The 20,789-nt window shown below is 66.6% G+C and carries 15 protein-coding genes; 6 read left to right on the forward strand and 9 right to left on the reverse strand.

What is annotated here, in order from left to right:
* Positions 1–77: 77 nt before the first annotated feature.
* Together RO07_RS26320 and RO07_RS13555 are read right to left on the reverse strand one after the other, a co-directional pair.
* On the reverse strand, positions 78–512 hold the full coding sequence (locus RO07_RS26320) for a M23 family metallopeptidase (protein ID WP_052267293.1): 435 nt from the start codon (positions 510–512) through the stop codon (positions 78–80).
* A gap of 446 nt (positions 513–958) precedes the next feature.
* Positions 959–2,110: an acyltransferase family protein gene (locus tag RO07_RS13555; protein WP_039411370.1), complete on the reverse strand. Its 1,152-nt coding sequence runs from the start codon at positions 2,108–2,110 to the stop codon at positions 959–961.
* A 284-nt stretch (positions 2,111–2,394) separates the two neighbouring features.
* Here RO07_RS13555 and RO07_RS13560 point away from each other — a divergent pair, with 284 nt between their 5' ends.
* Positions 2,395–3,078: a phosphatase PAP2 family protein gene (locus RO07_RS13560; protein ID WP_039411373.1), complete on the forward strand. Its 684-nt coding sequence runs from the start codon at positions 2,395–2,397 to the stop codon at positions 3,076–3,078.
* A 192-nt stretch (positions 3,079–3,270) separates the two neighbouring features.
* On the opposite strand, the gene RO07_RS13565 is transcribed toward RO07_RS13560, so the two are convergent.
* Both RO07_RS13565 and phbB read right to left on the reverse strand, forming a co-directional pair.
* A complete protein-coding gene (locus RO07_RS13565; protein ID WP_039411376.1) occupies positions 3,271–3,864 on the reverse strand; it encodes a hypothetical protein in 594 nt (197 codons plus the stop codon).
* 42 nt (positions 3,865–3,906) lie between these two features.
* A complete protein-coding gene (gene phbB, locus RO07_RS13570) occupies positions 3,907–4,650 on the reverse strand; it encodes an acetoacetyl-CoA reductase (RefSeq protein WP_039411378.1) in 744 nt (247 codons plus the stop codon).
* A gap of 517 nt (positions 4,651–5,167) precedes the next feature.
* Here phbB and RO07_RS13575 point away from each other — a divergent pair.
* The 5 genes from RO07_RS13575 to RO07_RS13595 all read left to right on the forward strand — a co-directional run bounded on the left by RO07_RS13575 (position 5,168) and on the right by RO07_RS13595 (position 13,190).
* Entirely contained in the window at positions 5,168–6,436 is a 1,269-nt protein-coding gene (locus RO07_RS13575) for an efflux RND transporter periplasmic adaptor subunit (protein ID WP_237171252.1), read from the forward strand.
* The gene (locus tag RO07_RS13580; RefSeq protein WP_237171253.1) at positions 6,433–9,663 is read left to right on the forward strand and encodes an efflux RND transporter permease subunit; all 3,231 of its coding nucleotides are present in this window, start codon (positions 6,433–6,435) and stop codon (positions 9,661–9,663) included. Before RO07_RS13575 ends, RO07_RS13580 begins: the two co-directional genes overlap by 4 nt.
* Entirely contained in the window at positions 9,660–11,213 is a 1,554-nt protein-coding gene (locus tag RO07_RS13585) for an efflux transporter outer membrane subunit (RefSeq protein ID WP_084072604.1), read from the forward strand. Before RO07_RS13580 ends, RO07_RS13585 begins: the two co-directional genes overlap by 4 nt.
* Positions 11,210–11,869 (forward strand): TetR/AcrR family transcriptional regulator, encoded by a 660-nt coding sequence (locus RO07_RS13590; RefSeq protein ID WP_072637042.1) that lies wholly within the window; start codon positions 11,210–11,212, stop codon positions 11,867–11,869. Before RO07_RS13585 ends, RO07_RS13590 begins: the two co-directional genes overlap by 4 nt.
* A 61-nt stretch (positions 11,870–11,930) precedes the next feature.
* Positions 11,931–13,190, forward strand: a complete 1,260-nt coding sequence (locus tag RO07_RS13595) for an NAD(P)/FAD-dependent oxidoreductase (protein ID WP_039411381.1) — start codon at positions 11,931–11,933, stop codon at positions 13,188–13,190.
* Between the two features lie 15 nt (positions 13,191–13,205).
* Here RO07_RS13595 and RO07_RS13600 read toward each other — a convergent pair whose 3' ends face one another.
* From RO07_RS13600 to RO07_RS13620, 5 genes are all read right to left on the reverse strand, one after another.
* Entirely contained in the window at positions 13,206–14,141 is a 936-nt protein-coding gene (locus RO07_RS13600) for a universal stress protein (RefSeq protein ID WP_039411384.1), read from the reverse strand.
* Positions 14,142–14,418: 277 nt separating this feature from the next.
* A complete protein-coding gene (locus tag RO07_RS13605; RefSeq protein ID WP_039411387.1) occupies positions 14,419–15,414 on the reverse strand; it encodes an aldo/keto reductase in 996 nt (331 codons plus the stop codon).
* Between the two features lie 181 nt (positions 15,415–15,595).
* A complete protein-coding gene (gene bcsG / locus RO07_RS13610; protein ID WP_039411390.1) occupies positions 15,596–17,230 on the reverse strand; it encodes a cellulose biosynthesis protein BcsG in 1,635 nt (544 codons plus the stop codon).
* A 106-nt stretch (positions 17,231–17,336) separates the two neighbouring features.
* On the reverse strand, positions 17,337–20,000 hold the full coding sequence (bcsA, locus tag RO07_RS13615) for a UDP-forming cellulose synthase catalytic subunit (protein ID WP_039411392.1): 2,664 nt from the start codon (positions 19,998–20,000) through the stop codon (positions 17,337–17,339).
* The gene (locus RO07_RS13620; RefSeq protein ID WP_039411394.1) at positions 19,997–20,779 is read right to left on the reverse strand and encodes a cellulose synthase operon protein YhjQ/BcsQ; all 783 of its coding nucleotides are present in this window, start codon (positions 20,777–20,779) and stop codon (positions 19,997–19,999) included. Before RO07_RS13620 ends, bcsA begins: the two co-directional genes overlap by 4 nt.
* Positions 20,780–20,789: the final 10 nt, after the last annotated feature.

The raw sequence follows: 20,789 nt of genomic DNA on the forward strand, positions 1-20,789 counted from the left end.
TTATCCGTAGTACTGGTCGACGTGTCGCTTTATTCCCGATATTTCCGGATGATTTGCCGGGCGTGCACGGGCAAACCTCACATCGTCGATTTGTTCCAGCGGGCAGACGTGTCGGCGCCCTCTGATTGGCGAATCAGCGGCAGTGGATCGACCGGAGCGCCGTGGCGCCACAGTTCGAAGTGCAGATGCGGGCCGGTCGCCATCCCCGTGCTTCCGACCTTGCCGACGATCTCGCCGGCTTCGACGATCGTTCCCGCGCGCAGGTGGCGCGCGGCCTGAGACAGGTGAGCGTAGCGCGTCTCGCTGTCGTATCGGTGGCCGATCACCACATAGCGTCCATAACCGCGTCGTTCGTAGCCGACGCGCTTGACCACCCCCCTGGCCGCCGCGCGTACCGGTGTCCCGGCCGGCGCCACCAGGTCCACGCCGTTGTGCCAATCATGGACGCGGCGCACGGGATGGTACCGCGCGCCGAAGTGCGAGGACACGCGCACCGCGGCCACCGGCTCCACGTATGACTCGGCGGACCTCAGGGGGCGTCCGGATGTGGCACCGGACTTGGCGCCGCCGTGGGCAGGTCCGGCGGCGAGGCCGGCGAATCCGGCAAATAGCGCCGTGTTGTAGCCAAAGAAACTGACGAGTCTCCGCAGGGTGCGACGGCGTTCGCAGGCTCGCCCGCCCCTCGGCACATCCGCGATGTCACGGCCCGCCGCTGCTCGACTCAGGAATGCAGCCCATGAGAACCAAAGAGAAGAAAACATCGCTCGAAGAACAAACTCCAAAGCGACGCAGTCTACGGACATTGCGAGCGGGATTTAGCGGGAATGCCCCCAAATTACCCCTCAATCCCCCGCGAATCGCGGTGTTTTGGGAGTACGCCCGGCACAGCGGCCAGTCTCGCCGCGCCCCCCATATCGATGCAGTTCGTCCATGAACGAGGGAGCGATGGATGCCGTGATCAGGCCGTGCTCGCCGCGCCCGGCGCGGCTTCCTGCCGCATCAATCGCCGCGCAGCCGGGCTGCTCACGCACCTGTGCAATACGCCCCCGAGGAACGTGCATGCGACGAGCACCGGCGGATAGACGAGGAACGTCCAGCGCATATCGCCGCCGGCCAACGCGAGATATGCCGGCGTCACCGCGAGCACGACAAACATGTGGCTCAGATAGATCTCGTAGCTCCAGCGCCCCATCCGCGTGAGCCATTGCCAGGTACGCGGCACGGCGCGCGTCGAGCCATGCGCCGCCGCGAGCCAGCACGCGGCGCTCGCGCAGAGCACAAGCATCACGCCGTCGTGCAGTGCGTTCCACAGCACGTCGCCGAAGAACACCACCGCCAGCAGGCCCACGACGCCCAGCACGCCGATCGCCCGCGCGATCACGCGCGGCAACGTCACCCGCTGCATGGCAAGCGCCGTGAGCACGCCCCAGGCGATGGCCGCCATGCCCGGCAGATAAGCCTTCTCCTGCCATATTTCGTTGCCCTGCAGCGCCGCCCGCGTCCACGGTAGCGAGAGGGCGAGCATCGCGAGCGCCAGTATTCGCCAATGCCCTCGCAACACGAGGCACACGAGCGGGAACGCCAGATAGAAACACTCTTCGATCGAGAGCGACCACAACACATCCCACGCACCGGGCAACCAGTTCGTACGACCTTCGTACCAGTTCAGCGTCATGGTGAGCGCCGAGGCCAGCGCGCCGCCGAGCGACTGCCCCGGCTTGTTGATGACGAAACCCGGCACCGCCAGCCAATGCATGACCGCCAGCACCGCGAGGAGCATCACGAGCAACGGGAAGATGCGCACCGCGCGCAAGGCATAGAAGTTGCGCCAGCGCATGTGATCGAGCGAGCCGTAGCGCTCCAGCGACCGACGCGTGATCACGAAGCCGGAAATCACGAAGAACACGAAAACGGCTTCGTAACCGTTGAAGCTCAGCCCGTTGACGATGCGCTGCGGCAGCATGTCGCCCAGCAGGCTCGGGCCGAGCGGCAAGCGGAATTTGAGTGCGAGGTGATGGACAACGACGAAGAGGATCGACAAACCGCGCAACAGATCGATGCCGTCGTTGCGTGCGCGCTGCGAAGTCGCGTGCGCCGGGACAAAAGCCATGAAGTCTCCTGGAGCGATGTGTCGGGGGGCGTCACATCCGCGGCCATCCTACTATGGCAGCCAACATTCATCAGCTCTCGAATCAAGCAGGCCCCGAGATATCGGGAGACGGCGCGCGGACGCCGTCGACCTCACCGTCCAGACCTCACAGAACGAACCGTTGCCGACCTTGTCTGAAGCCAGGTCACCGCGAACCGGGACGCGATTTGTGCCTCGCGCCGCCGCACGCGTAAGATAATGCCTTCACCCGAGGCGCCCTGCCGTCGGGCCGTTTTACGGTTGTCATGTCTAACTCCTGGATCACCATCACCAATTTCGGCAGCGCCGCCGTGACCGTGCCGGCGGCCGCGGCCCTCACCCTCTGGTTGCTGTCGGCACGCGCATGGCGCATGGCCATCACATGGGGCGTGATGTTCGCCGCCGGCGCGCTCCTCGTGGCTGTCTCGAAAGTCATGTTCCTCGGCTGGGGCATGGGCGTGCGCGAGCTCGACTTCACCGGCGTCAGCGGCCACACGATGCTCGCGGCGACCGTCTACCCGGTCATCGCCTGGTTGCTCTTGCGACGTCTGGCATGGCCGTGGCGCGTGCTCGGCATGGCCGGTGCGATGGTAGGCAGCGTGGCGGTGGGTGTGTCTCGCGTCGCCCTGTCCGCCCACTCGGTATCCGAGACGGTCGCCGGCTGGATGGTCGGCTTCGCCGTTTGCGCGGCCTTCGCGTGGTTCAGCCGCCATGACGACGCCCCGAATCTCAAGACCCTGCCGATGGCCGCCAGCCTGTTCGTGCTGGTGATGTGGCTGCATGGCGAGCGCGTGCCGACGCAGCGCTGGATCACCCACATCGCGCTGCAGCTCTCCGGACGCGACCAGCCCTTCCGTCGGGCGAGTTGGCATGCGCGCAAACCGGCACCGCCGGCACCACCCGCCTCGTCAGTCGTCGCACCCTCGACGATGCCGGCCGCCGTGCATTGAGGTGACGGCAAAGTGCGCCCGCACATGCCGTCTTCCCTCTGTTGCCCATGCGGCGCGGTCGGTGCAGCGCCCACCATGCCAAGCCTGTGGTGGTCAGCATAGCGAGCGCGGCTTCCGGCGCAGGATGGCGGCAAGCACATCGCCGCCTGGCCGTCTGGCCGCCGATAGAAGCGCTCGGCGGCCCGCCGGGACTTACGTGCTCGAACGGTGAGCTTGCGCGCCGCCACGCTTCGCGGGCGGCACGCGACCGTTGAGCGGCGAAGGTTGCGAAGCGGCCGCCCCGGTCGCCTGAGCCGCTTCCGCCGACATGCGACGCCAGGCGTCCATCGTGCTTTGCGTGGCGTCGTTGAATGCCTGGAACCACTTCTGCAGCGGCGCTTCAGCCGCCTTCGCCGCTTCGCCGACCGTCGTCCCCGCCCCGATCAGATCCGGCAGCGTCATGGCGCCGGCCATGCCGTGCTGGAGGTCTTCGCCCGCCTTCCGGCAATGCTCGGCCCACAGCAACTGATTGTTCGCACACACGGCAAGCCATTCGCGCCAGAACTCGTTTTGTTGCGCGAGCTGGCCGTTGAGCAATTGCAGGTGCGCCGTCAGCAACGCGTTGAAATCCTTCGCGTCGCCGAGCGACTTGGCGGCGTCCGAGTGCGCCTTGAGCAGTTCGGTGTCGCGCTGTGTCTGCAACTGGTGTGTACGCTGCGCCGATTCGAGAAAAATACCGTAGGCGCCGAGCGCGCTCGCCGTGCCCAGTTTCGCCAGCGCCAACGCCGGATTCGTTTCCTTTGACATCGTGACTCTCCTAAGTAGATGAGTGCCTTACGCTGTTGCGCGTCATTCCATGTGCATGCCGCCGTTGATGGCAAGGTTGCTGCCCGTGATGAAACCGGCATCGTCCGACGCGAGGAACGCCACGAGCGCGGCGACTTCGTCGGGACGGCCGAGTCGACCGACCGGAATCTGCGGGAGAATGCGCGATTCGAGCACTTCCTGCGGCACGGCCGTGACCATCCTTGTCGCGAGATATCCCGGTGAGACGGTGTTGACGGTCACGCCCGACTTGGCGACTTCCAGTGCCAGCGCCTTGGTGAAACCATGCATGCCCGCCTTGGCCGCGGCGTAGTTCGCCTGGCCGAAGGCGCCACGGCTGCCGTTCACGGAGGAAATGTTGATGATGCGACCCCAGCCGCGCGCCACCATGCCGCCGAAGATCGGACGGGTCATGTTGAACACGCTGTCCAGATCGGTACGCAATACCGACTGCCAGTCTTCGGCGGACATCTTGCGCATCGTGGCGTCGCGCGTGATGCCAGCATTGTTGACGAGAATGTCGATCGGACCCGTGTCGGATTCGACCGCCTTCGCGCACGCCGTGCATGAGGTGAAGTCGGCAACGTCGACGCGATAGACGTCGAAGTCGCGGCCGGCATCGCGCATACGCGCCACCCAGCCTTCGCAATCCTGATTCCGGGGGGAACACGTGACGGCAACGCGATATCCGGCGTCCGCCAGACGCAGGCTGATCGCCTCGCCCAGTCCACCCATGCCTCCAGTCACCAATGCAATTCGTGTTGTCATTGCTATCCTCTCTGGTTAACGTCGATCGTTAACGATCGTTAAACTTCGGGGGGCGGGAGTGCGACCCATCGGGCGCGACAATGTTCCTTGTCGTGACAATTTATCTCAGGCGAGCAGTGACGAGCGTCATGTACCCGGACCTCGGCGCGCCGTCCATTGCCGATGGATTGCCGATTGTCGACTGCATGCAAACCTGGCGCACCCGTGTGGAGATATGAGATGTGGGTAGGTGTGTGTTTGGCAGCGTACTCCAAAAAAATTTGCCGGTTGACCTTTCGACCACCGCAAAAAACAATCCAATGACACCCCCCTCTCAATAGTCACAGGGCAACGCCATCACATGCCACGACGCGCTGCACGACGACCGTTGCAGCCTGCCGCCAATCCATATATCATCGCCCGTGGATTTATTCCGGATCGCACCGGGAGCGCCCGTCTTGCCGTCTTCCGGCGGGCGCGGAGTGTGCGAACGCGAGGGTCTTCTTCCCGGATTTCTCACTTTGTGAGCCATGAGCGCATGATGCCTTCTCTGCCACCTTCTCTACCCGACACAGCCCCCCGCCGCCGGCGGTCCGCGCTGACGGTCGCCACCACGACACTCGCTGCCGCCACGCTCGCGTTGCTTGCCGCCTGCTCGCGCAAGGCGCCCCCCGAGCCACCGCCGCGCCCGGTCGTCGCCATGGCGGCGAAGACCGCCGAACAGACACCCATCGCGTCGCTGCCCGCGCAGATCGAGGCGCGCTATTCCACGCCGTTGTCGTTCCGTGTCGCGGGCAAGATCATCGAGCGTTCGGTGCGTCTGGGTGACGCGGTCAAGGCCGGCCAGGTCGTGGCGCGCCTCGATCCGGCCGATCTGTCGAAGAACGCCGCCAGCGCCCGCGCGCAGCTCGACGCGGCTCAGCATCAGCTCGATTACGCCACGCAGACGGTCACCCGCGACCGTGCACAGGCGCGCGAGAACCTGATCGCACCGGCACAACTCGAGCAGTCCGAGAATGCCTACGCCAGCGCCCTCGCACAACGCAATCAGGCCACCCAGCAGGCCGCACTGGCGGCCGACCAACTGGGCTACGGCAATCTCAAGGCAGATCGCGACGGAGTCATCACCGCCGAGCAAGCCGATACGGGACAGAACGTCAGCGCCGGTCAACCGGTGTACCAACTGGCATGGACGGGCGACATCGACGTGATTGCCGATGTCCCCGAAGTCACGCTCGGCGCCTTGCGCATCGGGCAGACCGCGACCGTGTCGCTGCCGGCCATGCCCGGCAAGACGTGGCAGGCACGCGTGCGCGAAATCTCCCCCGCCGCCGACCCGCAAAGCCGCACCTATCGCGCCAAGCTCTCGCTGCTCTCGCCCGGCCCCGATGTCAAACTCGGCATGACGGCGAACGTCTCCTTCGCGCAGCCGCTGAACCTCTCGTCCATGCCGTCCGTGTCCGTGGCGGCATCGGCGGCTTCCTCCGCTTCCTCCGCTTCCTCCGCTTCCTCCGCGTCGGGCACACCAGCGCAGGCAAGCGCGGCGGTGACCGACGGTCCACCGATCACGCTGCCCTCGACCGCACTCTTTCACGATAACAGCCATCCCGCCGTGTGGGTCGTCAAGTCCGACGACACGCTGGTGCTGCGTCGTGTGAAGGTCGCGCGTTATGGCGAGCGCACGGTCACGGTCGCTGGCGGCATTCAACCGGGCGAGCGCATCGTCTGGCAAGGGGTTCACACGGTCACCGCCGGTGAAAAGGTGCGCGTCGTCGCACCGCTGCATCCGGAGGATTTCGCGTCATGAGTACGTCGGACGGGAAGCCTCCCGTGCCCCAGCCCCCAGCATCGCCTTCGTCGTCTCCATCGGCCGAATCTCAGGACTACCGCCACGAAGAGGGGCATTTCAACCTCTCCGCGTGGGCGCTGCGCCACCGCTCGCTCGTCGTTTTCCTGATCGCGATGGCGACGATCTTCGGCATCCTCGCCTACTCGCGTCTCGCACAGTCGGAGGACCCGCCGTTCACGTTCCGCGTGATGGTGATCCGCACCTTCTGGCCGGGCGCGACCGCCAAGCAGGTGCAGGAACAGGTCACCGACCGCCTTGCGCGCAAGCTTCAGGAGATGCCGGCCATCGACTTCCAGCGCAGCTATTCGCGCCCCGGCGAGTCGCTGCTGTTCTTCGCGATGAAGGACTCCGCCCCGGCGAGCGAAGTCGCCGAGGAGTGGTATCAGGTACGCAAGAAGGTCGGCGACATCGCCTATACCTTGCCGCCCGGTGTGCAGGGTCCGTTCTTCAACGATGAATTCGGCGACGTCTACACGCACATCTTCACACTCGAAGGCGACGGCTTCGGCCCCGCGCAGCTACGCGACTACGCCGACTCGCTGCGCACCGTGCTCCTGCGCGTGCCCGGCGTGGCGAAGGTCGACTACTTCGGCGATCAGGACCAGCGTATCTACGTCGAAATCAGCAACACGCAGCTCACGCGCCTGGGTATCTCGCCGACCCTGATCGCGCAGGCCGTCAACGGTCAGAATGCGGTGTCGCCGGCGGGCACGATCGAAGGACCGAACGACCGCGTGGTCGTACGCCCGAGCGGAGAGTTCCGCAACGTGGCCGAGCTCGCCGACACGCTCATCCGTGTGAACAACCGCACGTTCCGCCTCGGCGACATCGCCACGATCAAACGCGGCTACGTCGACCCGCCGGTCTCCGAAATGCGCTTCGGCGGCAAGCCGGTGCTCGGCATCGGCATCACGATGCAGAAGGGCCAGGACGTCGTCCATCTGGGCAAGGCGCTCGCGAACACGATGGGCGAACTGCGCGCGCAACTGCCGGCGGGGCTCAAGCTCACCGAAGTCGCGAGCATGTCGCAATCGGTCTCGCACTCGGTGGACGACTTCCTCGAAGCGGTGGCCGAAGCCGTGGCGATCGTGCTGGTCGTGAGTCTGGTCTCGCTCGGTTTTCGCACCGGCATGGTGGTGGTGATTTCGATTCCCGTCGTGCTCGCCGTCACCTCGCTGTTCATGTACATCTTCGACATCGGGCTGCACAAGGTGTCGCTCGGCACGCTGATTCTGGCGCTCGGCCTGCTCGTGGACGACGCGATCATCGCCGTCGAAATGATGGCCGTGAAACTCGCGCAAGGCTGGGAGCGCAAACGGGCCGCGGCGTTCGCCTACACGAGCACCGCCTTCCCGATGCTCACCGGCACGCTCGTGACCGTGTCGGGCTTCCTGCCCATCGCGCTGGCCAAGTCGAGCACCGGCGAATACACGCGCTCGATCTTCGAAGTCTCGGCGATCGCGCTGCTCGCATCGTGGCTCGCGGCCGTGGTGCTCATTCCGCTGCTCGGCTACAAGCTGCTGCCCGAACGCCCGCGAGAAGCGCATCACGGCGACGACCACGAGCACGAGGTCTACGACACGAAGTTCTACAATCGCCTGCGCGGCTGGCTCACGTGGTGCATCGAGCGCAGGATCCTCGTGCTGGTCGTCACGGTCGTGCTGTTCCTCATCTCGATGGCCGGTTTCTCGCTCGTGCCGCAGCAGTTCTTCCCGAGTTCGGATCGTCCTGAACTGATGGTCGATCTGCGGCTGCAGGAAGGCGCGTCGTACCAGGCGACCCTGCGCGAGACGCAGCGCCTGGAGAAGCTTCTCGAAGGCCGCAAGGAAATCGACCACACGGTGAGCTTCGTCGGCACCGGCGCCCCGCGCTTCTACCTCCCGCTCGACCAGCAGTTGCCGACGTCGAACTTCGCGCAACTGGTCATTACCGCGAAATCGGTGGAAGAGCGCGAAGCACTGGCCCAATGGCTTGAGCCCAAGCTTCGAGAGGCGATGCCCGGCGTGCGCACGCGTCTGTCGCGACTGGAAAACGGTCCGCCGGTTGGCTTTCCGGTGCAGTTCCGCGTCAGCGGGGATGACATCGGCACGGTGCGCCGGATTTCCGAACAGGTCGCCGACGTGATGCGCAACAACGGCGATACGGTCGACGTGCAGTTCGACTGGGACGAACCGTCGCAGCGCTCGGTGCGCTTCGAGGTCGATCAGCAGAAGGCGCGCGCGCTCGGGGTGAGTTCGGCGGACATCTCCAACTTCATCGCCATGACGCTCACCGGCTACGACATCAGCCAGTATCGCGAGCGCGACAAGCTGATCTCGATCACGCTGCGCTCGCCCAGGGCGGAGCGCGTCGACCCGGCAAGGATCGCCACGCTCGCCATGCCCACGCCGAACGGCCCCGTGCCGCTCGCCACGCTCGGTCACATCGTGGACACGCTGGAATACGGCGTCATCTGGGAACGCGACCGTCAGCCGACCATCACGGTGCGCTCCGACGTGCGCGCCGGCAAGCAGGGGATCGACGTAACCGAAGCGGTCTACAAGCAGCTCGGCGACATTCGCAAGGCGCTGCCGGTCGGCTATCGCATCGAGATCGGCGGCTCGGTCGAGGAATCGGCCAAGGGTCAGGCGTCGATCAATGCGCAGATGCCGATCATGATCATCGTCGTGCTCACGTTGCTCATGATCCAGTTGCAGAGCTTTGCACGCACGATGCTCGTGGTGCTCACCGCGCCGCTCGGCATGATCGGCGTGGTCGGCACCCTGTTGCTCTTCGGCAAGCCGTTCGGCTTCGTGGCAATGCTCGGGGTGATCGCCATGTTCGGCATCATCATGCGCAACTCGGTGATTCTGGTCGACCAGATCGAGCAGGACATCGCGTCCGGTCATCCGCGCTTCGACGCCATCGTGAGCGCCACGGTGCGGCGCTTCCGGCCGATCACGCTCACCGCCGCGGCGGCCGTGCTGGCGCTCATTCCGCTGCTGCGCAGCAACTTCTTCGGTCCGATGGCGACCGCCCTCATGGGCGGCATCACCAGCGCGACCATCCTGACTGTGTTTTTCCTGCCTGCGTTGTATGCGACGGCATTCCGCGTGCGCCACGACGAACGCGCCGAACCTGCATCGCACACGCCCCCCGCCATCGGCACTGCGGCGTCCGGCAGTTCGCAAGGAGATCGCCCATGAGCCCGCGCGCTACACCACGCGCTACACCACGCGTCACACCACGCCTTGCACTGCGCCGCTGCAGCTCGCTGGTGCCGCTGATCCCCCTGTGGCTGGGCGCCTGTTCGTTTACCCCGGGCGACCAGCCGCCCGCCATGCCTTCGCCCGCGCACTACGGCACGCAGGCGCTGCCCGAGCGCACGGTCTCGGCACAAGGCGCGTCGCAGCAGTTCGAACTCGGCGCGCCGCCCGTCAAGGCGTGGTGGCACGCGTATCGCTCGGACAAGCTCGACGCACTCGTCGAAGAAGGTCTGCGCAACAGCCCCAACCTGGCCGCCGCCGATCACGCGCTGCAGGCCGCGCGCGAGCAACTGAAGGCACAGGTCGGCTCGTCGCTGCTGCCGTCCATCGATCTCGGCGGCCAGGCGACGCGCGAGCGCGCGCTCGGCATGCCGACGCTCGGTCCGCCCACCGCGCTGTACAACATGTTCGTCGGCCAGATCCAGGCACGCTATACGTTCGACTTCTTCGGCGCATCGCGCTTCGCGAATGCGTCGCTCGCCGCGCAGGTCGATCAGCAGGCTTTCCAGCGGGAATCGGCACGCCAGGCGCTCGCGGCCAACATCGTCTCCGGCGCCATCGGCGCGTCGGTCCTCGGCGCCCAGGTCAAGGCGACCGAGCGTCTGGTCGAACTTGCGCAGGCGGACGCGAACGACATGGCGCGCCGCGAAGCGCTCGGCGCGGTCTCGCGCGCCGACGCCCTCGCCGCGGCGCAGAATGCCGAATCGCTCAATGCGTCGCTGCCGGGCCTGCGTGCCCAGTGGCAGTCCACCCGTCACGCCCTGGCCGTGCTGCTTGGCCGCACCCCCGACCAGGCGCCGGACGACATTGCACTGGGCGAACTGAAGGTGCCGGAAAAAGTGCCCGTCTCCGTACCGTCGACATTGCTTCAGTCGCGGCCCGACATTCAGGCGGCGGAAATGGCGCTCAAGGCGGCGTCGGCGGAAGTGGGCGTCGCCACGGCACAGATGTTCCCGAGCCTGTCGCTCAGTGCGTCGATGGGCAAGGGCGGCTTCAAGTGGGCGACGGTGATGTCCAACGCCGGATCGTTGTGGAGCGTGGCCGCGTCGATCTCGCAGCCGATCTTTCACGGCGGGGCGTTGCTCGCGCAACGTCGCGCGGCTCAGGCGACGTACGAAGCGTCCGTCGAGCAATACAAGCAGACGGTGCTCGCGGCGTTCAAGAACGTGGCCGATACGCTCGCGTCGCTCGAGGCGGACAACACGTCGCTGCTGCACGCGGACAATGCCAGCGCGGCGGCCGAACAGATCTATCGCGATACGGCGGCGCGCGTGCGTCTGGGAGCGTTGCCGGTGTCGGCGTCGCGCGGGCGTGAGCAGCAGTACTGGAACGCCTATCTGACGACGGTGCGTGCAACCGGCGCCCGTTTGTCGGATACTGCGCTCCTGTTTTACGCGATGGGGGTGCCGCCCGAGCCGGAATCCGGGGCGGCGGCAACCGCACCGGCCGACGGACGGCCGCCCCCGCCGCAAGACGTTGCCACACGATGACCGCCACATCCACGACACGGGGCAGACGCCCCAAACACCTGCCCGATGGCCGCGCTGCCTTGCTCAACGCGGCCATCGACGCTTTTTCGCATCTCGGCTACGACGGCGCCAACCTGCGCGGCATTGCTGCCGCCGCGAAGGTCGACGCCAGCCTCGTGCGCGTCCATTTCGGCTCGAAGGAGCAGCTTTGGCGCGCCTGCGTGGATACGCTCGAAGCCGCGCTCACCACCCCTGTCGCACACCTGAAAGCGATCGCGGACGACACCGCGCGACCGGTCCGGGACAGGCTTCGCGACGCCATCGCGCTGATGGCGGCCCACGCGGTCGTGCATCCCGAACACAAGCGCTTCATTTCCCTGCACGCGTCCGAGACGGGCGAGCGTGGCGCGGTGCTTTACCGCCACTTGCTCGAACCTGTCTACCACTGCATGGAAAAGCTGATCGTCGAGGGGATGGCGGCCGGCGTGATTCGCGCCGAGCATCCGGCGATGTACTTCTGCATGCTCGCGCATGCGCTGCATCCGCCGCCCGGCTCGCCCGTATTGATGCAGTTGATCGCGCCGGAGGTCGGCGGCGACGCCTTCGGCCCCGCCCTGCTCAGGCAAGTCGAGATGGTGTTCTTCACGCCACCGGACGCGCAGGACGCTGGAGGGTGAGGCGCCCGGGCGGCGCGCCGATGCATTACACTGGCGGCCAAATTCACACGCTCTCACGCACATGTCCGAAGCTAATTCCACCACCGTCATTCTTGGCGCCGGCCAGGCCGGCGGCGAGACCGCCCTCGCGCTGCGTCAACTCGGCTATACCGGCCGCATCGTGCTTGCCGGCAGCGAAACCCATCTGCCGTACCGTCGCCCACCGCTCTCGAAGGCGTTTCTCGCCGGGCAGGCCGACGAGGCCAGCCTCCTGATCCGCCCCGCCGACGCGTGGGAGAAGGCAGAGATCGACGTACGCCTTGGCGTGACCGCCACGGCCATCGATCGCACGGCGCGCACCGTCTCGTTCGATGACGGCCAGACCCTCGGCTACGACCATCTCGTGCTCGCACTCGGCGGTCGCGTGCGCCGCCTGCCGATGCCGGGCGGCGATGCGTCGAACGTCTATTACCTGCGCGACATCGCCGACGCCCAGCGCCTGCGCGACGCCCTCGCCACGGGCAAACGCGTCGTGGTGATCGGCGGCGGGTATATCGGTCTGGAAGTGGCCGCGAGCGCCGTCAAGGCGGGCGCGTCCGTCACCGTGCTCGAAGCCGCGCCGCGTCTGCTCGCCCGGGTGGCGGAGCCCGACCTCGCGGGCTTTTTTGCTACGCTGCATCGCGAAAACGGTGTGGACGTACAGGTCGGCGTGGGCGTGAGCGCGCTGGAGCAGGATGCCAACGGGCAGGTCACCGCCGTGGTCGCCGGCGACAAGCGTCTGCCTGCCGATGTGGTGGTGGTCGGCATCGGCCTGATCCCGAATACGGAACTCGCCCAGGCGGCCGGCCTCGTCGTCGACAACGGTATCGTCGTGGACGAATTCGCCCGCACGAGCGACCCCGCCATTCTCGCCGTGGGCGACTGCGCTCACCACGAACACCCGGTGCTCGGCCGCCGCATCCGTCTGGAATCGGTGCCGAGCGCGAGCGAGATGGCCAAGGTCGCCGCGAGCGTGGTGCATGGCGACGCCCCCAAGGCCGTCGCCACGGCACCGTGGTTCTGGTCGGACCAATTCAACGCGAAGATGCAGATGGTCGGCATGACCGATGGCCACGACACCGTGGTCGAGCGGCGCCTGCCGGACGCCCAGGGCGCGGCCGTGTTCATGCTGTTCTATCTGCGCGAGGGCGCCGTGGTGGCCGCTGCGAGCATCAACCGTGCGCAGGAATTCATGGCCGCGCGCGAGCTGGTCGGGCGCCGCGCCGTGATCGACCCGGCGCGTCTCGCCGATGCCGCCACACCGCTCAAGACCCTGCTCACCGAACTCGGCCCGGCCGCCTGAGCCGAAACGGCGCCGTCAGACCGGCGGCGCCAGCGCCGGCAGCAGCAACACCGGACGGCCCGCGTGACGGGCCGTATCCTCGGCCACGCTGCCCAGCGTGAAGCGCCGGAAGCCACGCCGACCGTGCGTGCCGAGCACGATCACGTCGGCGTCGGCATCCTTGCCGGCAGCGATGATCTGATCCGCCACCCCCTCGCCTATGGGCTGAATCTCCCGCATCTCGACCTCGCCGGGCACTCCGGCCTCGTGCATCCTGCGAGTCGCCCAGATCCGCACCTGCTCGCCCACGGCGCGTACCGCGTCGAGCAGCGGTTGGGGGTCGAAGCCGGCAAGAAACGGGCCCGGCATGTCGAGCACGTGCACCACGCGCAACGATGCCGTATGCGTGCGCGCGAGCGCCAGCGCATATTCGAACGCGCGGCGCGCCGTCTCGCTGTCGTCCAGCGCGACGAGTACTCGCTCGTAGTGCCCGCCCGAGTCCAGCGGCTCGTGCGGACGCGCTTCGCCCGCGACCAGCATCACCGGCACCTGGGCACTGCGCAGGATCTGTTCCGCGACGCTGCCGAGCATGGCGCGACGCACGCCGCTGCGCCCGTGCGTGCCGACGACGATGATGTCGGCCGCCCACTCGTTGGCCTCGCGCGTCATCGTCTCGGGCACCGTCTCGCCGGTCGTGCGCAGGTCGAGCAGATGCGCCTCGGCGTCGATGCCCTCCTCACGCAGATACAGCACGGCGCGTGCCAGATGCTCCTCGCCTTCGGTCTGCATGTCTCGACGCACCTGTTCGAGATCGATCAGCTTGCCGAATGCGGACGTGAGCAGATTGACCGGGTCTTCCACCGTATGAATGACGCGTATCGTGTCGCCGCTGCGGGCAAAGGCAGCGGCCCCGCGCAGCGCGCGGCGTGACGACTCGCTTCCGTCGGTCGCCAGGAGAATGCGTTTGGACATGAGCAGCCTCGCATTGGAAATGACGGGAAGTGTCGGGCGGTCGCAGCGTTCCGAGGACCGGACTCACATAGGAGTCCCCCGGACCCACGCAGGAGTCGCTGGACCCACACAGGAGTCCGCTGAACCGCACCGCACAGTTCCCACTATACCGCTCGATGGGCGACCAAAACCAGTTCGAGCGGATCGCTGCTCCCCGCATGCAAACGTTGTTTGATGCAACGCAAACGACACAGGCCCGACATGGCGGGCCTGTGAACCGATTTCGCCCGCGGTGGGCTCAGCGCGCCGCGTCTCCCCAGCGGTAGGCGTGCGACGCCTCGTCGAGCTTGGCTTTCAGCTCGGCATCGAGCGTGTAGTCGATGGTGCCGAGCGTCTCGGTCAGTTGCTCGACGCGACTCGCGCCGATGATCGCCGACGTCACCACCGGGTTGGCGAGCACCCAGGCAAGCGAGAGGCGTGTGAGCGACTCGCCCGCTTCGCCGGCAATGCCCTTGAGCGCCTCGATGGTCTCGAATTCGCGCTCGTGCCAGTAACGCTGCTGGTACATCGCGCCGGCCTTGCCGACCGTCGCCGTGAAGCGCCCTTCGCTTGGCGCGGCATCGTGGCGGTACTTGCCCGTGAGCAGACCGCCGGCGAGCGGGTTATAGGGGATCACCGCCAGTCCCTCCTCGCTCGCGAGCGGCAGGAGCTCGCGTTCGATCTGACGGAACAGCAGGTTGTAGCGCGGCTGCACCGACACGAAGCGAGCCACGCGCAGCACGTCCGCGCGGCCCAGCGCCCGCGCCAGCCGATAGGCGAGATAGTTGGACACGCCGATGTAGCGCGCCTTGCCCGACTTCACGATCGTGTCGAGCGCTTCGAGCGTTTCGTCGATCGGAGTGTCGGTGTCGTCCGAATGCAGTTGATAAAGATCGACGTAGTCCGTGCCCAGTCGTTGCAGCGAGGCGTCGATGGCGTCGAGCAGATGCTTGCGCGACGCGCCCTTGTCCCACGGCGACGGCCCCATCTGGCCACATGCCTTGGTCGCCACGATGAAGCGGTCGCGCCGCCCCTTGAGCCATCGCCCGACGATTTCCTCGGTGCGGCCGGCGAGCGAAGTGTCGCTGCCCAGTGGATAGACATCGGCGATGTCGATGAAATTGACGCCCGCGTCGGTCGCGCGGTCGATGATGTCGTGGCTGGCGGCTTCCTCGGTTTGCAAACCGAAGGTCATCGTTCCCAGGCACAGACGGGATACGGTCAGGCCGGTGCGGCCGAATTTCGTGTATTGCACGGTAACTCCCGGAAGGTTCGGTTCAGGCGATGAAGGCGATATAAGCGATACAGGCGGTGACGCGAAACGGCGCTGCCCGCTCGCGCGGGCAAGACGCACAGTATGCGCGATTCCGGGAAATCGCGTGCAGGGCCGGCGCGCATTCCGAAAGTGCGCCGGCCCCGTTCCACCTATTCGAGGTCTATTCGAGCGACTTCAGATCGAGCCAGACGCCGTCCGCGCCGCGAATGAGCATCTTGCCGGCGTACTTCATGACGGTGGTCTGCTCGTTGGCCGATACGAAGGCCGTCCGAGGCAAGTCGTTCGCGTACGACGCGAGCGTCGGCGTGCCCGCAAACGGGTTGTTGGCCACCAGATGCGATACCAGCGTCATCAGCGCCAGATAGCTCGTGGGCGTGGAGATGGTCACGGGCGACGCATGGCCAGCCGTGGCGCCATCGCCGAAGCCGACCAGTTTCACGCCTACCGGCACATCGGTAATCTCGGGCAGCGGAATCTCGCGCATGCCCGAGATCTGCAGCTTGCTGCCGCGCAGCGCCGCGCCGTGCTCGGGCACGAAGACGACGACCGCCTTGCGCCCCGAACTGGCGATCGTGTCGATGAACCGGCCGAAGTCGTCCAGCATGGCCTTCGCCCGCAGCGGATAGCTCTGCGCGCTCGAGAGCTTCGAGCCGTCGAGACGGTTGCCGTCGTGCAGCGAGATCGTGTTGTAGTAGAGAGCCACACGCTTGTCGGGCTGGCTCAGACGTTGCTTCCACCACAACTGCAACACGTCGCCGTCCGAGCGGATCGGCGTTTCGTCGAACGCGCGCATCGACACGCGCGCGTGCGTGTTGTCGAACGGCGTGACGCCCGGCACGTTGAAGTTGTCCTTCACCTCCTGCATGAAGTTGTCGAAATGCCCGTCGTGGTTCATGGCGAGCGACGGCGTGAACCCCAATTGCTTCAGATTGCTCATGACGTAGCACTGCGGGCCCGCCGGATCGTACAGCGCCTTGTGCGTGGGTTCGCCACAGGCCGCGCGCAGCACCCGAATGGCCGCCGGACCACTGTAGCTTGCCGCCGAGTTGAAGTTCCTGAACACGAAGTCGAAGCGCGAGAGCAACGGTTGATTGGCCAGATCATCGACGTCCAGATCGTCCTGCGAGAGCGAACAGATGTGCAGGAAGATAATGTCGAAGTCGGGCCCGGCGCCGACCTGCGCAGGCATCGCGACCGAGCGCGGGAGTTCCCGCGTGTAAAAACCGTCGAGCGCCGCGTTGGGGTTGGCCGCCAATGGCACGTCGCCGTCCCCGACGACGAACTCGTTGCCGCCAGTCACAGCGCCGCCGGCACCGGCACTCGCATCGGCAGCGTTGCCCGGCGCGATGCCCTGGGCCGCCACCACCGGCGAGACCGCAACGAGCGCGTCGACGCGCAGCACGATCGGGACGAGCAGCACGGCGAGCAGCACGAACGTCGTCACGCGCACCCAGCGATTCACGATCCAGTACGCGAGCACGAGAATGGCAAGCAGCAACCAGTCCTTCGCCGGCAGGAATCGGCCGATCAGCTCAATGAGGTAGGAGAAGCGGAATTGCATGAGCGCCGGCAGTTGTTCGATGACGCGCTCGAATGGCGGCAGGTTCGAATCGTAGTAGAGCAGCGCGACACCCGCCGGGATGGCGATCACCTGCCGTGCGACGCGCAGCCAGCGCGCTCGCAACCGGATCGAGAGCAGCACCGCGAAAATGAAGTTCAGCACCACGTGAAAGCTGATGAAGCCCGCCCACAGCAACACCAGCTTCAGGATGAAATAGAGGTTCCAGATGCCCATCGTTCGGTTCCCTTGGTACCGGTCGCGTCCGGCTTACGTGTTGCTGTGTTCCGTCCCATCCAGGCTGCCCAATACCAGCCATGCAGCGCTTTGCGCTCCGATCCGTTCACCTCTGCGCCTGACGCGCCCCACGCAAGCGGCTCTGCCAGCGCGCCACCAGCTTGCCGAGCAGATAGTTCGCCAGGACCTGATAACCGCGCAGCCCCATGGCCAGCATGTCGAACAACGCCTTGATCGGCTCGTCGCGCGCGCGCTCGGCGTCCCAGTCGCGCCACGCATCGGCACGGCCGAACGTGAACTGCACGAGATGCTTGTCCTGCTCCGCGGTGAGCGGCCTGAACGCCAGATACACTTCCTGCGCCCGCGCACCGACCACGCTCACGGGAAAGCCGTACTCGCTTCCGCCGCGCGCGAGCGCCACATGCGCTTCGGTGCCCGGCGTCAGTTCAACGCTCACCGGCAGGTGCAACGCCAGACCGCCGCCCGAGAAGTCGCGCGTGTGGCACGCGAGCGTGCGCCCGTCGGGCAGATACAGCGTGGCGGGCATGCGCACCGACACGCGGTGCGTGCGGCGCACCTGCCGGACCTCGGTCGCCACGGCCACCGCCGAGCCCAGCACCGACAGGTTGAATGCCACCCACGCCAGATTGAATGCCAGCGCACCGCCCTCGTGCGCCGGTCCGTAGAAGAAGCGCAGTATTCCCGCGAGGAAACCAGCCACGTTGAAGCCCAGCAGCACCAGGTACGGCTTCGAGATGCTCCAGTCGAAGAAGCTCTGCTCGATGAGCCCGCCCTTGGTCGTCACGTTGAACTTGCCGTAGCGCGGGTTGACGAACGCCACCGTCGTGGGCAGCGCCACATACCAGGCAAGCACTGCCTCGTATACGTCGGACCAGAACGAATGGCGATACTTGCCCTGGATGCGCGAGTTCGCAATGTTGGCGTGCGCGATGTGCGGCAGCACGTACGCGCAGATGCTCAACGCCGCGGCCTGCACGATATGCAGACCGAAGAACAGGTAGCAGATGGGGGCGAGCAGGAAGACGATGCGCGGAATGCCGTAGAAGAAATGCAGCATGCCGTTCGCGTAGCAGATGCGCTGACCGAACGTCAGGCCGCGGCCGAAGAGCGGATTGTCGATGCGGAAGATCTGCGCCATGCCGCGTGCCCAGCGAATGCGCTGCCCCACGTGGCTCGACAGCGATTCGGTGGCGAGTCCCGCCGCCTGCACGACCTTGAGGTAGACGGTATTCCAGCCGCGACGGTGCAACTTGAGCGCCGTGTGCGCATCTTCGGTAACGGTCTCGATGGCCACTCCACCGATTTCGTCGAGCGCCGCGCGGCGCAGCACCGCGCACGAACCGCAGAAGAACGAGGCGTTCCAGAAGTCGTTGCCGTCCTGCACGATGCCGTAGAACAGGCGTCCCTCGTTGGGCACCGCGCCGCGTGTGGCGAGGTTGCGCTCGAACGGATCGTCGGAGAAGAAGTGGTGCGGCGTCTGCACGATCGAGCAGCGCGGATCCTTGAGGAACGCACCCATCGTCGTCTGCAGGAACGAGCGCACGGGGATGTGATCGCAATCGAAGATCGCCACGAACTCGCCCTGCGTCTTGCCTAGCGCATGGTTGATGTTGCCCGCCTTGGCGTGGCGATTGTCGGGACGCGTCAGGTAATGCACCCCGGCGAGCGCGGCGAATTCGCGCATCGCCTCCCGGCACCCGTCGTCGAGCAGGTAGATGTTGAGCTTCTCGGGCGGCCAGTCGATCCCGCACGCGGCATAGACCGTGGGACGCACCACGTCCAGTCCCTCGTTATAGGTCGGAATGTACACATCGACGCTCGGCCACTCGCGGGCGTCCGGCGGCAGCGGCGTGATGCGTCGCTGCAGCGGCCACACGGTCTGGATGTAGCCGAAGAGCAGAATCAACCACGTGTACATCTCGGCGCCGACGAGCAGGTAGCCGACGAGCGCCTCGGGCAGCGTGTCGAACGAGAGCGACTGGGTGAGACGCCACCATACGTAGCGGATCGTGGAGATCAGCGACAGGCCGATCAGCACGAGCACGGAGTACTGGCTGTCGAGCCGGCGGAACACCAGCGCGAGCGTCAGCGTGCAGATCGAGAACAGCAGTTGGTCGAATGGTGTGAATGGCGTGGTCACGATCCAGAACACACCGACCAGTCCGAGCAGTGCCACGACGGTCGAGGTGAGGCGCCAATGCATCACGTGCTCGAGCCGCCTGTCGAAGCGATGCGCGAGCTCGGCCGGCGTATCGGGTGGGATGCCGAAGAGCGTCTGCACGAGCCACTGACGTACACGCTCGTTGTACTCCCGAAACGCCAGCCATGCGACATACGGCGGGAACGATGGGCGCTGGTCGGCAGTGCGCCAGAAGAGTGCCCGCACCATCTGCCAGAAACCGGCATCGGCCGGTACGCCGAGACGGTGCGTCGCTCGCTCGTTGATCCATGCGAAGGCCCGGCCCACAGGGTCCGGACGGCCGCTGCGCGCGGGCTGGAAGAACAGGCGCAACCACCACTCGCGCCACATGTCGAACTGGCGCACGTCGAGGCGCATGGCAAGACGCGCCAACACGTGGTTCCCGGTCTGCCGCATCCATAGTTGATGCCGCGGCGAACGCAAGGTCGCGGCCAGTACCCACTGCACGACCCCTGGGGCACGGCCGTCCGGGCGCGGCGGCACGCGCAGACGCAACGCCAGAAGCGCCTGGCCCAGCCGGTACAGGGAACGCAGCGCGTCGCCGATCATGGGCGCTCCCTCCCATTGCCGCCCTCGGCATCGCTGCCGTCGCCGGGCGTCGTCGCGTGCACCAGCCACGCCGCCAACTGCGCGAAGTCGAGCGCCGCCTGCGAACCGTGCGCCGTCGCCGTGAGCGACTGCCCGCTGGCTGCCACGATGCCGAGTGCTTCGTCGCGATGGATGCGCACCGGCACGACCGCCTGCGCGCCGCGCGCCTGAATCAGATGCAGCAGGTCGTTGTTGAGCGGTGAGCCGGACGCGGCGAAATTGGGCACCATCCGCAAGTGGGCGTCGCAGGCCGCCGTCAGATCGGCCTGGGTGACGTAGCCCGTCGTCGTCACGGGCACCACGCCGAGCACCAGGTCGGCAGCGCGCAGCGCGGCCTGCGCGATCGCGTCGGGCAACCGCTGCGTGTCGATGAACACGCGCGCGCCGTCGGGCAACCCTGCGGCGTCGAGCTGGCGACGCAGGCCGCCCGCATCGTGCTGCAACCACGTCGCCATGGCTGCCAGGCTCGCCGCATTCGATCGCCCCGCCGGCAACAGCGGCACGTCGACCGACGTCTCGCGCAGCACCGTATGCCACGCGTCGGGCGGGACGCCGGGCGACAGCACGCCTCGCGCCACGGTGTCGCGCACACCAAGCAGCGACGCGATGCTGTTCTGTGCGTCGAGTTCGAGCACCACGGCGGCGTGCCCGCCGTGTGCCACCTGCGCGGCCAGGTGCGCGGTGACCGTGCTGCGCCCCGCGCCACCCGCGCTCGACACCACGGCGATGAGCGTCAGCATGTCCCCTCCC

This window comes from Pandoraea pulmonicola, assembly GCF_000815105.2.
GTDB classification, from domain to species: Bacteria; Pseudomonadota; Gammaproteobacteria; order Burkholderiales; family Burkholderiaceae; genus Pandoraea; species Pandoraea pulmonicola.

Bases quoted from the DNA above. Each gene is read 5' to 3' on its own strand.
- RO07_RS13600 (WP_039411384.1), bottom strand. From the start codon at position 14,141: ATGTCCAAACGCATTCTCCTGGCGACCGACGGAAGCGAGTCGTCACGC.
- RO07_RS13565 (WP_039411376.1), bottom strand. From the start codon at position 3,864: ATGTCAAAGGAAACGAATCCGGCGTTGGCGCTGGCGAAACTGGGCACG.
- RO07_RS13580 (WP_237171253.1), top strand. From the start codon at position 6,433: ATGAGTACGTCGGACGGGAAGCCTCCCGTGCCCCAGCCCCCAGCATCG.
- RO07_RS13560 (WP_039411373.1), top strand. From the start codon at position 2,395: ATGTCTAACTCCTGGATCACCATCACCAATTTCGGCAGCGCCGCCGTG.
- bcsA (WP_039411392.1), bottom strand. From the start codon at position 20,000: ATGATCGGCGACGCGCTGCGTTCCCTGTACCGGCTGGGCCAGGCGCTT.
- phbB (WP_039411378.1), bottom strand. From the start codon at position 4,650: ATGACAACACGAATTGCATTGGTGACTGGAGGCATGGGTGGACTGGGC.
- RO07_RS13620 (WP_039411394.1), bottom strand. From the start codon at position 20,779: ATGCTGACGCTCATCGCCGTGGTGTCGAGCGCGGGTGGCGCGGGGCGC.
- RO07_RS13590 (WP_072637042.1), top strand. From the start codon at position 11,210: ATGACCGCCACATCCACGACACGGGGCAGACGCCCCAAACACCTGCCC.
- RO07_RS13595 (WP_039411381.1), top strand. From the start codon at position 11,931: ATGTCCGAAGCTAATTCCACCACCGTCATTCTTGGCGCCGGCCAGGCC.
- bcsG (WP_039411390.1), bottom strand. From the start codon at position 17,230: ATGGGCATCTGGAACCTCTATTTCATCCTGAAGCTGGTGTTGCTGTGG.
- RO07_RS13555 (WP_039411370.1), bottom strand. From the start codon at position 2,110: ATGGCTTTTGTCCCGGCGCACGCGACTTCGCAGCGCGCACGCAACGAC.
- RO07_RS13575 (WP_237171252.1), top strand. From the start codon at position 5,168: ATGATGCCTTCTCTGCCACCTTCTCTACCCGACACAGCCCCCCGCCGC.
- RO07_RS13585 (WP_084072604.1), top strand. From the start codon at position 9,660: ATGAGCCCGCGCGCTACACCACGCGCTACACCACGCGTCACACCACGC.